The organism is Gemella parahaemolysans (assembly GCF_053758945.1).
The window spans coordinates 17,380-32,634 of sequence record NZ_JBSMTP010000014.1; the positions used below are offsets into that span (position 1 = coordinate 17,380).

The following is a 15,255-nucleotide window of genomic DNA, read 5'->3' on the forward strand; positions in this document are numbered from 1 at the left end:
TCATTTTAACAAATAAATTTGAAAATATAGTTATTATAAATTTAAGGAGGACAAGAATATGTCAAAAATTATAGGTATCGACTTAGGAACAACTAACTCATGTGTATCAGTATTAGAAGGTGGGGAAGCTAAAGTAATCCCTAACCCAGAAGGTAACAGAACTACACCTTCTGTTGTAGCATTCAAAGGTGATGAAATTCAAGTAGGGGAAGTAGCAAAACGTCAAGCAATTACTAACCCTAACACAGTAATTTCTATTAAACGTCACATGGGTACAGATTACAAAGAAGACGTAAATGGTAAAAAATACTCACCACAAGAAATTTCAGCAATGATCTTACAAAACTTAAAAGCAACTGCTGAAGCTTACTTAGGTGAAAAAGTGACTAAAGCTGTTATCACAGTACCAGCATACTTCAACGACGCTCAACGTCAAGCAACTAAAGACGCTGGTAAAATCGCTGGATTAGAAGTAGAACGTATTATTAACGAACCTACTGCAGCAGCATTAGCATACGGATTAGAAAAAACAGATGTAGATCAAAAAGTATTAGTATTTGACCTTGGTGGTGGTACTTTCGACGTATCTATTTTAGAATTAGGAGATGGAGTATTCGAAGTATTAGCTACATCAGGAGACAACTTACTAGGTGGAGATGACTTTGACCAAGCTATCATCGACTACCTTGTAGATGAATTCAAAAAAGAACAAGCTATCGACTTATCTCAAGATAAAATGGCAATGCAACGTCTTAAAGATGCAGCAGAAAAAGCTAAAAAAGACTTATCTGGTGTAACTTCAACTCAAATTTCATTACCATTCATCTCAGCTGGAGCTAACGGACCAGTTCACTTAGAAAACACATTAACTCGTGCTAAATTCGATGAACTTACTCACAGCTTAGTAGAAAGAACATTAATCCCAACTCGTCAAGCTCTTAAAGATGCTGGATTAAATCCAAGTGAAATCGATCAAGTAATCTTAGTTGGTGGATCTACTCGTATTCCTGCAGTACAAGAAGCTGTTAAAAAAGAAATGGGTAAAGAGCCTCATAAAGGAGTAAACCCTGACGAAGTAGTAGCTATGGGTGCTGCTATCCAAGGTGGAGTAATTACAGGTGATGTTAAAGATGTAGTATTACTAGACGTAACTCCATTATCATTAGGTATTGAAACAATGGGATCAGTTATGACAGTATTAATTCCAAGAAATACTACAATCCCAACTTCTAAATCACAAGTGTTCTCTACAGCTGCAGATAATCAACCAGCAGTAGACATCCACGTATTACAAGGTGAACGCCCAATGGCATCTGATAACAAAACTCTTGGAAGATTCCAACTTTCAGATATACCACCAGCACCACGTGGAGTACCTCAAATCGAAGTTACATTCGATATCGATAAAAACGGTATTGTAAATGTTACAGCTAAAGATCTTGGAACTCAAAAACAACAAAAAATCACTATTGAATCAAGCAGCTCATTAACTGATGAAGATATCGATAGAATGGTTAAAGAAGCAGAAGCTAATGCTGATGCAGATGCTAAACGTAAAGAAGAAGCTGATGTACGTAACGAAGCTGACCAACTTTCATTCCAAGCAGATAAAGCGTTAGAAGAAGCTAAAGATAAAGTAGACCAAAGCTTATTAGATAATATTAAAGCTAAAAATGATACATTAAAAGAAGCTATTAAAAACAATAACTTAGAAGAAATTAAATCTGCTAAAGATGAATTAAACAAAGCTGTTCAAGAAATGACTATGAAACTTTACGAACAAGCTAATGCTGAAGCAGGAGCTCAAGGTGCGGACGCAGGAGCAACTTCATCTAACAACGATGATGATACAATCGATGCAGACTTTACTGAGAAAAAATAATTAAATAAATAGTCCAAGGGCTGGTAGCGTTATGCGCTAGCCCTTTGTTAAATAATTAATTATAGGAGAGATTAAGATGGCTAAAAGAGATTATTATGAGGTGCTTGGCGTAAGTAAAAGCGCAAGTGCAGCTGAAATTAAAAAAGCATATCGTAAATTATCAAAACAATATCACCCAGATATCAACAAAGAGCCAGGTGCAGAAGATAAATTCAAAGAGATTTCTGAAGCATATGAAGTACTGAGTGACGATACTAAAAAAGCTCAATATGATCAATTTGGTCACGCAGCATTTGAAGGTGGAGCAGGCCATGGTGGATTTGGTGGATTCGGTGGAGGTTTCTCTGGATTCTCAGGTGGATTTGATGATCTTGGAGATATTTTCTCAAGTTTCTTCGGTGGTGGAGGAGCGCGCCGCAATCCGAACGCACCACGTCAAGGAGAAGACTTATTACACCGTATTCGTATAAGTTTTGAAGATGCTGTATTCGGTACGAAAAAAACTATTAAAATCCGTAAAGATGTAGAATGTGATCACTGTCACGGAAGTGGTGCAAAAGATTCTTCATCAGTTAACACTTGTCACAGATGTAATGGTAGTGGACAAGAAGCAGTAATTCAAGATACTCCATTCGGACGTATGCAAAGTCAACGTACATGTTCTGAATGTCAAGGACGCGGTAAAATTATTAAAGATAAGTGCGCGCACTGTTTCGGTAAAGGATATAATAACCGTGAAGTAGAATACGAGGTTGAGATTCCAGAAGGAATTAGCTCAGGACAACGTGTTCGTCTTCGTGGTAAAGGTGGAGCAGGAGAAAATGGTGGTCCAGCAGGTGACTTATTCATAGAGGTAATCGTTGCTGAAGATTCATATTTCCATAGAGAAGGTGATGATGTCTATACAGAGTTGAAACTTTCCCCGGCACAGGCGGCTCTTGGTACAAAACTAGATGTACGTACTTTAACAGGTGAGATTGAACTTAATGTTCCAGCAGGAACGCAACACGGACGTAAATTCCGTTTAGCAGGTAAAGGGGTTAAGAGTGTAATGGGGCATGGTCAAGGAGATCATTATATTGTGGTTTCTATTGAAATTCCTAAAAACTTATCGACAAAAGAGCGAGAACTATACCTGGAACTTGCAAAATTAAATAATGAAAAAGTTGAAGAAGATGAAAGCTTTTTAGATAAAGTTAGTAGAAAAGCAAAAGATTTATTTGACTAATAATATGAAAAGCTCAGGAAAAGAATAGAGACTTAAAAATTAGATAAAATATTTAATTTAGGTTAATTTAGAGTTTCTATTGAAATCCTGAGCTTTTTTGTTTTGTTAAGTAGCTTACCATATTTATTTGAATTTTTTTTTAATACAAAGTAAAATATAATATGAAATAAAGAATATACTAGAAAGAAGGAGTGAGAAAATGTTTATTAATGAATTTAAAACTGATCAAGAGATCAGCATGTTTTTATTATTAGATAATGTAATTCGAGGGGTTGCGTCAAGCGGAAAACCTTATTTAACGCTTTATCTGAAAGATAAAACAGGAAGTATTGACGGGAAAATCTGGGAAGTTAAAGAAGAAGACAGTGAAAATCTGAAAGCAGGAAAGATGATCCATGTAGAGGGGACTTTACTAGATTATCGTGGGAAACTTCAATTAAAAATAAGAAATTATCGAATGGCAACTGATAGTGATAATATAGATGTTCAAGATTATATTCAAATAGCGCCAGTTCCAAAAGATATAATGATAAATGAATTAAATCATTTCTTAAAAGAAATTGGGAATGATAATTTAAGAATGGTGACTATTGAATTGTTAAATAAATATAAAAAACAATTTATTAGTTATCCTGCAGCAAAATCAATGCATCATGATTTTTATTCAGGTCTGATCTACCATACGACAACTATGTTAAAAATAGCGAAAGCTTTAGTAGCTATCTATCCATCGTTAAATAAAGATTTATTATACAGTGGAATTATTTTACATGATTTAGGAAAAACTATTGAGTTAAGTGGGCCTGTAGGAACATCTTATACATTAGAAGGAGAACTTTTAGGGCATATTGTTATTATGAGTGATGAAGTAGCTAGAATGGCTGATAAATTAGGAATTGAAGCTGAAGAGATTACGCTGTTAAGACATATAATTCTTGCTCATCATGGTAAATATGAATTTGGTTCTCCGAAATTACCGATGATAAAAGAAGCAGAAATTATTCACTTTATAGACAATATTGATGCTAGAATGATGATGTTTGAGAAAAACTTAGCGAATGTAGAACCTGGAACATTTAGTGATAAAATATTTGGTTTGGAAGGAAGACATTTCTATGTTCCTACTTTTGATAGAGAAGACAATTAAGGGAAAGATAAAAAGATATGAATAAAGGAATGAAATATTTATTAGGTTTTGTTGCGATATTTATTGTAGCGGTAATCTCTGTATTTGGTATTATAAAATATGAAGAAATGAAGGAAGAATCGGCTACGAACAATAGTGCGAATCTTGGGAGTGCCGATAGAAAGAAAGTGAACAAGGATACATCAGTAATTGTTGAGAAAATAGCTGCTTTAAATGATATTGATGCACTAAATTCAGAATTACACTTATCTCAATCAGTTGTTGATATTTTGAAAAAATACTCACCTACTGTTCACTATACAGTAGACAATAGTGAAGGTGATAATAAATTATACTTCCGTATCGGTGGATATTTAAATAATAATAAAACAAACGAGATTATTGGTTCATACAAAATTGATGGTGGAAAATTAACATCGTCAGGTGATGATTTAGGAAAAATAAGTTCTAAAGTTAATAACAACGATAAATTAAAATGGAAACAATTGGATTTAGAAAATAAGGAACATGATAAAGATATTGCGGAAATGATGGCTAAAAAATATTTGGGAGCATTACTAGGAGGTAGAGGTCTTAATATGACATCTGTCTTTGGATATTTAGCAGATCGTGATAGTATTATAAAGCCACCTAAAGGAAGTAATGTAACAGGTATTGTTCCAAAAAGTTTAGCTGAATTAGTAGATTTATATAATGCCAGTTATAAAGAAACCTATACTGTAGATCAGGTGAAAAAGGAGCTTGCTAAGTATACTAATAAATATAGTGAAGTTGATGATAGTTTTATAGGGAATGAAAATAAATATATTTCTAATATCAATGTAGGTGATTTAATCTACTTTAAAAAAGATAATGTATATGTAGTAGGAATGGGTGGTATCGGAGGAGTTATGACTCTGGCTCCGGCTTCTAAAGATCGTTGGATAACTGAAGGCGACAAAATTACTATTCCTTTAATTAATACTTTTGAGGGTGGAAAAGTAGATGGCCAAATGATACTTCGTTTAAATAATAAGAAGTATGAAGGTGGACAAAATAGATCTAAATATTATATAGAGAGTATTAGTAAGTAATGATGTTGAATAATGGTGATAAAATAGCATTGGTAGTATGTTCAAACGGAAAAAATATCGAGGATAAAGATAGATTAGAAAAATTAAAAAGTATTTTAGTAGAGATGGGTTTAGTACCTATCTTTACTAAATATATCTATAGAGATAAATTTGGGTACGGAGCGAAAGCACAAGTTCGAGCTGAGGAGTTAATGTCTTTTTATAAAAACAAAGAAATAAAAGCAATTTTTGATATTTCTGGTGGAGACATTGCAAATGAGATATTAGATTATTTAGACTATGATGTAATAAAAAGAAATTACAAACCCTTCTTTGGTTATAGTGATTTAACAACAGTCTTAAATACTTTGGGAAGCCAAACGAATAAAGTAAATTACTTGTATCAAATACTAAATATTATTGAAAGTGAAGAAATCAGAATTAGCTTTGAAAATACTTTTATGAAAAATGAACAGATACTATTTGATGTGAAATGGAAATTTCTACAAGGTAGTAGTGTGGAAGGTGAAGTAATCGGAGGAAATATTAGATGTTTTCTAAAACTAGCAGGTACTCGATATTTTCCTGAAGTGGATAATAAAGTGTTATTCATAGAAGGATTAGGAACTTCTATAGAGGGATTAGCCACACATCTTGCACAGTTAAAGCAAATCGGAGTTTTTGATAAAATTTCAGGATTATTAATAGGAACTTTCACAAAAATTGAAAAAGAATTTTCTGTAGAGGAACTATTTAAACTTGTCCAGGATTATATACCGTCTTCTTTATCAGTAGCTAAAACACAAGAAATCGGGCACGCGGAAAATTCTAAAGCATTTAAAATTGGAGAGAAAATACAAATTAAAAATGAGTTGATCTAGGCGATCAACTCATCTTTCTTTATAGTTTATACCATTTAGAAATTGCTTGAGTTCCGTTTGTGTTACGGATTTCTTCTTCTAATTCGTTGTAAATTTTATATGCTGTTTCAAGACCAGGTAGTTTAATGTTCATTTTTTCACATTCTTCTAAAGCTAATTTCATATCTTTAATAAAGTGATGAGTAAAGAATCCAGGTTTGAAATCTTCATTCAAGATACGTGGTCCGTATGAAGTCATTGAAAAGCTTCCACCTGAACCTGTTGATACTGTTTTAAAGAAAGAGTCTAAATCTAAACCGACTTTTTTGGCGAATTTAAAGCTCTCAGCGACAGAAATCATAGTTGTAGCTATTGCAATCTGATTGGCAAGTTTTGTATATTGCCCTTTACCAGCTTCACCAAAATAAGTAATATTTTTGCCTAGTTTTTCAACTAATGGAAGAACAACTTCTTCGAATACTTTCTTATCTCCACCAGCCATAATTGATAGAGTAGCATTTTTTGCTCCGACATCTCCACCTGTTACTGGAAGATCAAGTGCATATGCACCAACTTTTAGAAATTCATTACTAATTTTTTCAGCTAGAGTAGGGGAAGAAGTGGTCATATCTACAAATACTTGACCTTTTTTAGCTGTCGTAATAAGTCCATTTTCTCCTAAATAAACTTCTTCAACATCTTTAGGATAACCTACTATTGTAAATACTACATCAGCAAATATAGGTGCGTCTTTTACTTCGTTAAGAAGTGTAGCTCCACGACTTACTAAGTTATCAGTTTTACTCTTTGTTCTGTTGTAGACGAAAAGTTCATGACCAGCATCCATAAGGTGACCAGCCATACTTTCTCCCATAACTCCAGTTCCAATCCATGCAATTTTCATAAGAAATGCCTCCGATAATAGTTTTATGTTCTTTAATTATATCACAAATCTATGAAAACGCTATGCTAAATGGTTATAAATAGAAGGAAAGAAATTTAATATCATAGCACTTAAAAATATGGTATAATATTCAAGGTAAGAAGATAACTAGGAGGATGTTGTGAATAAAAGTAAATTAAAAGAATTTTTCATGTGTACAAGACCACATAGTTATCCAGCATCAATAGCACCAGTTTTATTTGGAGCTACTTATGCTTTAGGATATGAGATTAAGTTTTCGATTTTAAAATTTATTTTGTTTTTACTGGCATGTCTGTTGATACAAGCGGCAACCAACCTGTTTAATGAATATTATGATTACAAGCGTGGTTTGGATAAGGTTGATTCCGAAGGAATTTCTGGTTCGATAGTGAAGGGGAATCTAAGTCCTCGAGAAGTTATGGTAGGTGCGTTGGTATTATACGCGCTAGCTTTTATACTAGGATTAATTCTAACTTTTATTACTAGTCTTTATGTACTATTAGTAGGGTTAGTGTGTATGCTTGCTGGCTATTTTTATACAGGTGGAAAGTATCCTATAGCTTATTCTCCTTTTGGAGAAGTTATTTCTGGGTTTTTTATGGGAACAATAATTATTGCTTTATCGTTTTACTTCCAAACTGGATATGTAAATACTGATATTATTTTCGTTTCACTGCCGTTATTTATCATGATTGGAGCAATTTTATTAGCGAATAATATCCGTGATTTAGATAATGATAAAGAATCAGGAAGAAGAACATATGCGATTCTAGTTGGAAGAAATAATGCGATTAAAACAATGGCAGGTAGCTTCATCGTGGTATATTTACTAAATGTATTATTTATATTTACTAAATATGCTTCGTGGTGGAATCTACTGGTGTTTGTTACTATTCCTTTAGCAATGAAAATAATTAAAGGTTTTAGTGCGAACAATCATAAAAAAACAATGGCACCGTATATGGTGCTGACAGCTAAATTAACGATTTTTGTAGGATTTATAATGTCATTGGCTAATATACTGAAATATTTTATGAATTAAAAAATAATAAAAAGAGTCAACTTTTTTTGTTGACATCTTAAAGCAAAAGATATATAATAAATAATGTGTTTATGAGGTGATATTTAATGAAATGGTTAAGATCTTCGTTATTCAAAAATAATAGTGATACTTTTGTTTTTGAAGAAAATATAAATGTTAAAGTAGAACACTATGATAACTCTCTAAAAGATATTAGAGACGTTGTTGTTAGTGGAAAATTAACTCGAGGTGGACAAGATAAAATCTATGCCGATCTATTAATTAAAGGAAACTTCGAAATGATTTCAGGAAAAACACTTAAAGAGGTTGTTGTTCCATTTGAAATTGAAGAGAGAGAAGAATACGTTGATAAGTCTGTATTTGCAGGCGAAGAGGTATTCGACATTAATTTAATGGATATGTATATTGATTTAACACCTTTAGTAAATGAGCTTATAATTTTAAATATTCCAATTACTGCTTCTGATGAAGAAGAGTTAGAAATGGTTTCTGGTAATGACTGGGAAGTAGTTTCTGAAGAGTCTTTAACTGATGTTAAAGAAAAGAAAGAATCACCATTCGCAGCTCTTAATGGATTATTTAAAGAACAATAAGAATTATTTAAAATAATTGGAGGAAATTAACTATGGCAGTTCCTTTTAGAAGAACATCAAAAACAGCTAAAAGAAAAAGAAGAACTCACAAAAAACTATCTGCACCATCAATTACTATCGACGCAACAACTGGTAACTATGTAATGGGTCACCGTGTTGATAGAAAAACTGGTATGTACAAAGGTAGACAAGTTCTAGACGTTAAATAATTTAAATATTACCAAACCCTAAGGAGGTGTCCTTAGGGTTTTTTGTTTTTTAAGAAATAAAATTATACATTTAATCTAATAAAATTAAAAAAAATAAATAAGTTATAAAATTAGAGAGCTAAGTTATAGGATTGAGGTCTAACTTAGAAAAAATTTAAAGATAATTTTTTAAAAAAATGAGGATTTAAGCTTATGAGAAAAGATATAATATGATGTGTTAGAGTTAATAGATATTATTATTATTATTATTATGGGAAATCTTTTAGGAGGGTATATGAGGTTTATGTTTTAAAACGGTTAAAATAATCTTTCTTATAAATGTAGTAGAACATGTATAAACAAGAATTTTAAAATATTTAGTGATTTTGGATATACTTTTTCTAGACAAATAGAGTTAAATTTTGTAAAATAATAATTAATCCTAGTTTATTATTTTATTTATTGAACTTTAATTACTAGCTTTTACTTGATTACTTTAATTAAAATTATAGTTTAGGATTAATAAAAAAATAAATAAAATTGTTTATTTTATTTATTTATAATTTATAGAAATATTATAAGGAAGTAATATTTAATATAAATGATATTTTTTGTAAAAACATTCGTTTGTATTATTGTTTATATTAAATAAAAAGGGAAAATATATGATAGGTAAAAATAATAGTTATTTATATGAAGTCAAAAAAGGTACTAAAGTAGAAACATATTCTATTAAAAAGTTCAAAATTGGAGCAGCATCTGTAGTAATAGGTGCAAGTATTTTTTTTGGAGCTGGATCAGTAGCACAAGCAGGAGAAATATCGTTAAATAATGCATTGAAAACAATAGAAGTTACTCAAGGTAGTTTAGATGTTCCAAAAGTATACAATAAACCAATTTTAGAAAATACTAAAGAAAGTGTTGCATCAGCAGTAGCATCAAAAGTAGGAACGAAAATATCAGAGACTAAAGTTACAAACGAAGAAAAATCAAAAGTAGAAACGGTAAAAAAAGAAATTTTAAAAGCTAGTATTGTTACTTTAGAAGAAAAATTAAAATCAGCACAAGATACTGATAAGATAGTCATAGAAACTGCAAAAGAAGTAATAGCAGCAGCAAAAGTAGTAGTAACTAATGAAAAGGCTACACAATCTGAAGTAGATATACAAGTTCAAAAAATTCAAGATCTTAGTATAGTAGTAACTGAAGCCAAAGTAAAAGCTTTTGATAAGAAATTAGAAGAGAAGAAAGAAGCTGAACAAAGAGATAAAGAAGTAACGGCTACAAAAAAAGAAAAAGAAGTAGCAAAAGTTAAAAAAGAGTTAACTCAAGTAGCTTCAGAAGCAGAAGTAACAAATACACTTGCTAAAATTGAATTAAATAAAAAAGACTTAAAAGTAGAAGCAAAACCAGCGGTGCAGGCTGTAGTAGTAAAAAATGAAGAGGCTATAAAACTTGCAAAAGAATTATTAGGTAATGATAAGGCAACAAAAGAACAAATTGCTAATAGTTTAGCAGAATTAAGTAACTCTATTAAAGCTGTTTATACACAATTAGAGAAAGCTGGTGTTAAACGTAGCGGTAAATTTGATGTATCATTAACAGAAACTGAAGTTGAGCCATTGCAGGATGCATCTACAGAAATAGGGAAAAAATGGTTAGCAGACCATGGGTACACTTCATTAACAGATATTCCGATTAAAACAAAGGAAAGAAATGGTGCTGAAATTAAGAATCTTAATGGGCAGATTCAATGGTTAGATTTTGGAGATAAGAAAGCATGGACTAAACTTAAAGAAAATGGTCAACTTCAAGTAGGATCAGCTTTTGAAAAAGAAATAATCCCAGGATATACAGTTAAATTAACTGTAAAAGAATTAAAACCATTTGATGCTACTGATGTATATAAAAGACGTGTGGCAGGGACCGTATATCAAAATAGCTATAAACCGGATGGAGAAAATAGAGTAGATGCAAATAATGGAAAGCCAACAGTAACTGGTATAGGAGGTGTGGCTCAAGGATATTGGTCAGAAACTAAAAACTCAGGATTGGATACTGGGAAAGCAAAAACAACAATTGGCGGTGTTGGTGCTGATGGTGTTGGTCGTGATGCAACTGTAGCTGGTGTAAAATTTACAATAGAAGCTAAATATAATGGGAAACTTATAAAACCAAGTATTGTTATGACTTCAGGGGAACAAATTGGGGACAAAGAAACTGAAATTTATACAACTAATGGTACACCTTGGGATCTTCTTGCTTTGATAGGGCATGGACAAGCTAAACATTATCTACCTTTAAATAAGTTTAATACACTATTTGATCCAAGAAGTATGAAACGCCTTGGAGATCAAGCATTTGTGGATGCTTTGGCTGCTGGGAAATTTGCTACGCCAGACTCTGCTACGGCAGGATTAGGATCTCAAGTATTTGGTGGATATACAAATATGGATGGAAGAGCAACGCCGATTGTATCCTCAAATAATGTAACAGAAGTAGGTTTCTATTTGCTGACTACAGGACAGCAATCATCTATGCTGGGAATTAAAATTTCTGATTATGGAGATTTACCAGAATCGTATGGAAAAGTAGAGCATTATTTAAAAACTAAGACACTAGATTCTGTTACAGGAGCAGAAAAGCAGATTCAACAACCATATCTAGGAACAGTAAAAGCTGATCCTGAATCTAATCCGGGAAGAAATATATCTGGAGAAAATTCTGATGATGAGACAGATCATGCTGATGAAGGTGTAGATCAGTTAATGCCTTCGGATTTTATTGTAAGAAATAAAGAGACAGGATTATCTGCAATAAGACCAATATTAGGTCCAAATAATACACATAAAATCAAAATAAAGGCTTCAGCTAATGGTAATGAAAATTTTAACGGTCCATTAGAAAAAGCTTATGTTCGTGGTTTCATTGATTTTAATAATAATGGTAAGTTTGATCAAGGTGAAGAGTCGGATATCAAAGAAGTAACAGGTAATAATCAAATAGTTGAACTTACTTTCCATAATACGCATGTAATAGATGAAAATAATGATATTATAAAATTCAGAGTACGTATAGCTACCGATAGAACTCAAGTTGAAAATCCAACAGGGATTGCATATTCAGGAGAGGTAGAGGATAATCAAGTCCAGGTTACTAATCCACCACGTGGGGATTATGAGGAAACCACAGGGAAACAAGGTGATAAACAAAGAATTTCTTTTGAATATATTAGTCATAATAAAGGTGATGAGCCGGGAGACTTAGGGTCTAAAAATGGTAGTGTTACATTTAATTCATATGGAAAAATAGACTATACACAGGAACGAAATTCTATTACGGCTGAAACAACTAAAACAGCACAAGGTGGGGTAAGAATTGTTAATGAAACAGGACAACTCGTTACTAACCTAAATGTTCCAGGTCAAGGTACATATGAAGTTTCGGATACAGGTGTTACATTTACGCCAGATCCAGCATTTGTAGGGAAAGCAAGTGGAGTTGTATTACGTGCTGTAGATGCAAATGGACAAAGTACTGGTTGGGAAGCAGTAACAGATGGGGATGTATTAACAAACACTAATAACGGGGGGCATTCTGCAGGGAATAATAAATCTATGGATGCAGTATATGTACCAATTGTAGAACCAAAAGAAATGACAGGGCATTCAAAAGAGACAACAGGACTTCAAGGTAAAGAACAAAAAGGAATACCGTTATTCAAGGTAAATGCAGGAAGAGAAGCAGAGAGAATAGTTAGTCCAAGTACTCAATATATAGCTAAGTTAGTAGATCCAAAATCAGGAAGTATAATTAATGAAACTTCTATCACTGTAGAGAATGAGGGAACATATACAATTGTACCTGAGACTGGAGAAGTGAAATTTCAACCACTATTATCATTTAAAGGTACTGCAGGAGGAGTTACTGTAGAATTGACAGGACCTGTGGGATTTGATAAAGATGGAGTTCCTTCTTTATCAACAGCGAGAGCAAAATATACACCAACAGTAATTGCTGTTAGTCCAACTGCTGAAGCAGCTACTTCAACTGGAATTCAAGGTGAAGTTCAAACAGGGAAACCAATATTTAAGAAAGGTCATGAAGAAGTTCCAATTAAAGAAAATTCAATTAAATTACTAAACTCGGATGGTGATGAAGTAACAGAGACTCCTGCATTAGGAGAAGGGAATAAGGAAGTAGGGAAATACACAGTAGACTCTAGTACTGGTATTGTAACATTTACTCCTACAGATAAATCATATATTGGAACAGTTGTGCCAGCTCGAGTCCAAGCAAAAGATATAAATGAAACTAAAGTTGAAACAAAATATACGCCATCTATTGTGGGGGTAAAACCACAAGCATCGCCGGCTACTTCAACTGGAATTCAAGGAGAAATTCAAGAAGGAACAGTGACATTTACCGCAGGAAAAGCAGTAATTGGAGATGTAGAGAAATCTGTACCGATTAAAGTTGGTTCAAGTAAGTTAATAGGTAGCGATGGAACGGAAGTAACGGAAGTTCCAGCGTATGCAAATGATGGTGTAAAACAAGTAGGAACTTATAGTATTACTCCTGGAACTAATAAAGTAATCTTTACACCAACAGATAAAACATACACAGGAACTGTACTACCAGTTGATGTTCAAGCTGAAGATGAAAATGGAACAAAAGTAAGAACAACATATACTCCACATATTTTAGGTGTTTCTCCAACGGCAAAACCCGCTGTCTCAAAAGATATACAAGGGAAAGAACAAACGAAAGAAGTATTGTTTAAACCTGGTAAAACGACTATTGATGGTGTAGATAAAGAAGTTCCATTAGATAGTAGTACCTTTAAGTTGCTAGATGAAAATGGACAGGAGAGAGATTCTGTTCCAGCAAAATCTTCAGATGGATTAAAAGAAATAGGGACTTACAGGATAAATGTAGTAGATAATAAACCTGTAGTAGTATTTACTCCGTCAGATAAAACATATACGGGAGAAGTTAGAGAAGTAACTATTCAGGTGAAAGATACAAATGGTTCAAAAGTGACAACAACATATACACCTACAATAGTACCTGTTAGACCAATATCAACTCCAGTAAGATCAATAGGGGTTCAAGGATTACCTCAAGAAGGGACTCCAATATTTACGGCAGGAAAAGCTATGCTTAATGGTAAAGAGGTAGAGGTACCACTTAGTGCTAAAGCACCAAAATTAGTGAATCCTGAGACAGGGCTACCGACGGATGAAAAAGCTATAAAAGTGCCAAATGAGGGAACTTATACAATTGATGAAAATGGTAAAGTAACATTTACGCCAGAGCCGCAATTTACAGGAGTAGCGAACGGTGTTGAAGTTCAGCGTGAAGATCAAAATGGTACATCAGTTAATGCTAAATATACACCAACTGTAAAAGGTGTAACACCAACATCTAAGGATGTAACATCAATTGGGGATAAAGGAGAAAAACAATTTGGAACACCTGTATTTAAAGCGGGAAGTACAACTATTAATAATGAAAAAGTAGAAGTTCCAATTGATGAAAATGTTGCTCCAAGACTTGAAGGTGCAGATGAAGAAGGAAAAGTTGTAATACCAAAAGAAGGTATATACACTATCGATGCAACTGGTAAAGTAACATTTACACCAGAAAATGATTTTGTAGGAGTAGCAACAGGAGTAACTGTTAAGCGTGTAGATAAAAATGGAACATTAGTAACAGCTACGTATACACCGACAGTACTAGGAAAAACTACTACAGAAAATGTAATATCAGAAGGTGCTAAAAATCAACCTCAGTCTAATACTCCATTATTTAAAGGGGATATCGATACAACAGTACCTCCTACATTCGAAGATAAAACTAAAGAAAAAGTAATTTCTGGTCAAGGGACATATACTATTAATGATGAAGGTGTAGTAACATTTACACCAGAAAAAGATTATGTGGGAACAGCAACTGCAGTAGAGGTAGTTCGTAAGGATAAAAATGGAAGAACTATTAAAGCAACGTATACACCGACTGTTCGTCCAGAAACTAAATACGTTACTGTAGAAAATAATGGAAAAGAAACAGAGTTAATCCCTACAAAAGATGGTAAGTATCCAGAGGAAAAAATAGAAGGATATAGAGTTATTAAGACTGAAACGGATGAAAAAGGTAATACAAAACACATCTACGAAAAAGTAAATACATTCTTCAAAGACAAAGAAGAAAATGAGATTCCGAAATATCCAAGTGAGCCAGGAACAGTAGATAAGAAAGATATTCCAGAATACAGATTCGTAGAAAGTAAGAAACTACCAAATGGAGATACAGAACATGTCTACGAAAAAGTAAAT

The 15,255-nt window shown here is 32.9% G+C and carries 10 protein-coding genes; 9 read left to right on the top strand and 1 reads right to left on the bottom strand.

The features are described from left to right. Positions 1-58 precede the first annotated feature (58 nt). The 5 genes from dnaK to ACWOBP_RS07405 all read left to right on the top strand — a co-directional run bounded on the left by dnaK (position 59) and on the right by ACWOBP_RS07405 (position 6,190). Positions 59-1,882, top strand: coding sequence for a molecular chaperone DnaK (dnaK, locus tag ACWOBP_RS07385; protein WP_455338139.1), 1,824 nt, complete (start codon positions 59-61; stop codon positions 1,880-1,882). A gap of 76 nt (positions 1,883-1,958) precedes the next feature. Then, positions 1,959-3,110 carry a molecular chaperone DnaJ gene (gene dnaJ / locus ACWOBP_RS07390; protein ID WP_455338140.1) on the top strand — a complete coding sequence of 384 codons (1,152 nt, stop codon included), beginning with the start codon at positions 1,959-1,961 and terminating at the stop codon, positions 3,108-3,110. 199 nt (positions 3,111-3,309) lie between these two features. Further along, entirely contained in the window at positions 3,310-4,257 is a 948-nt protein-coding gene (locus ACWOBP_RS07395) for an HD domain-containing protein (protein ID WP_455338141.1), read from the top strand. Positions 4,258-4,274: 17 nt separating this feature from the next. Beyond that, the gene (locus ACWOBP_RS07400) at positions 4,275-5,330 is read left to right on the top strand and encodes a hypothetical protein (protein WP_455338142.1); all 1,056 of its coding nucleotides are present in this window, start codon (positions 4,275-4,277) and stop codon (positions 5,328-5,330) included. A gap of 2 nt (positions 5,331-5,332) precedes the next feature. Further along, positions 5,333-6,190 (top strand): S66 family peptidase, encoded by an 858-nt coding sequence (locus ACWOBP_RS07405; protein WP_455338143.1) that lies wholly within the window; start codon positions 5,333-5,335, stop codon positions 6,188-6,190. 19 nt (positions 6,191-6,209) lie between these two features. Here the strand turns inward: ACWOBP_RS07405 and ACWOBP_RS07410 are convergent, their stop codons facing one another. Then, entirely contained in the window at positions 6,210-7,073 is an 864-nt protein-coding gene (locus tag ACWOBP_RS07410) for an NAD(P)-dependent oxidoreductase (RefSeq protein ID WP_455338144.1), read from the bottom strand. Between the two features lie 160 nt (positions 7,074-7,233). On the opposite strand from ACWOBP_RS07410, the gene ACWOBP_RS07415 reads away from it, so the two are divergent. From ACWOBP_RS07415 to ACWOBP_RS07430, 4 genes are all read left to right on the top strand, one after another. After that, a complete protein-coding gene (locus ACWOBP_RS07415) occupies positions 7,234-8,136 on the top strand; it encodes a 1,4-dihydroxy-2-naphthoate polyprenyltransferase (protein ID WP_455338145.1) in 903 nt (300 codons plus the stop codon). 86 nt (positions 8,137-8,222) lie between these two features. Continuing rightward, a complete protein-coding gene (locus ACWOBP_RS07420) occupies positions 8,223-8,729 on the top strand; it encodes a YceD family protein (protein WP_455338146.1) in 507 nt (168 codons plus the stop codon). Positions 8,730-8,761: 32 nt separating this feature from the next. Further along, entirely contained in the window at positions 8,762-8,938 is a 177-nt protein-coding gene (rpmF, locus tag ACWOBP_RS07425; RefSeq protein WP_003147267.1) for a 50S ribosomal protein L32, read from the top strand. 644 nt (positions 8,939-9,582) lie between these two features. Next, a partial coding sequence (locus ACWOBP_RS07430; protein WP_455338147.1) for a GEVED domain-containing protein occupies positions 9,583-15,255 on the top strand: 5,673 nt, incomplete at its 3' end.

Coding starts and splice junctions, on each gene's coding strand:
- ACWOBP_RS07420 (WP_455338146.1), top strand. CDS start 8,223: ATGAAATGGTTAAGATCTTCGTTATTCAAAAATAATAGTGATACTTTT.
- dnaK (WP_455338139.1), top strand. CDS start 59: ATGTCAAAAATTATAGGTATCGACTTAGGAACAACTAACTCATGTGTA.
- dnaJ (WP_455338140.1), top strand. CDS start 1,959: ATGGCTAAAAGAGATTATTATGAGGTGCTTGGCGTAAGTAAAAGCGCA.
- ACWOBP_RS07395 (WP_455338141.1), top strand. CDS start 3,310: ATGTTTATTAATGAATTTAAAACTGATCAAGAGATCAGCATGTTTTTA.
- rpmF (WP_003147267.1), top strand. CDS start 8,762: ATGGCAGTTCCTTTTAGAAGAACATCAAAAACAGCTAAAAGAAAAAGA.
- ACWOBP_RS07410 (WP_455338144.1), bottom strand. CDS start 7,073: ATGAAAATTGCATGGATTGGAACTGGAGTTATGGGAGAAAGTATGGCT.
- ACWOBP_RS07405 (WP_455338143.1), top strand. CDS start 5,333: ATGTTGAATAATGGTGATAAAATAGCATTGGTAGTATGTTCAAACGGA.
- ACWOBP_RS07400 (WP_455338142.1), top strand. CDS start 4,275: ATGAATAAAGGAATGAAATATTTATTAGGTTTTGTTGCGATATTTATT.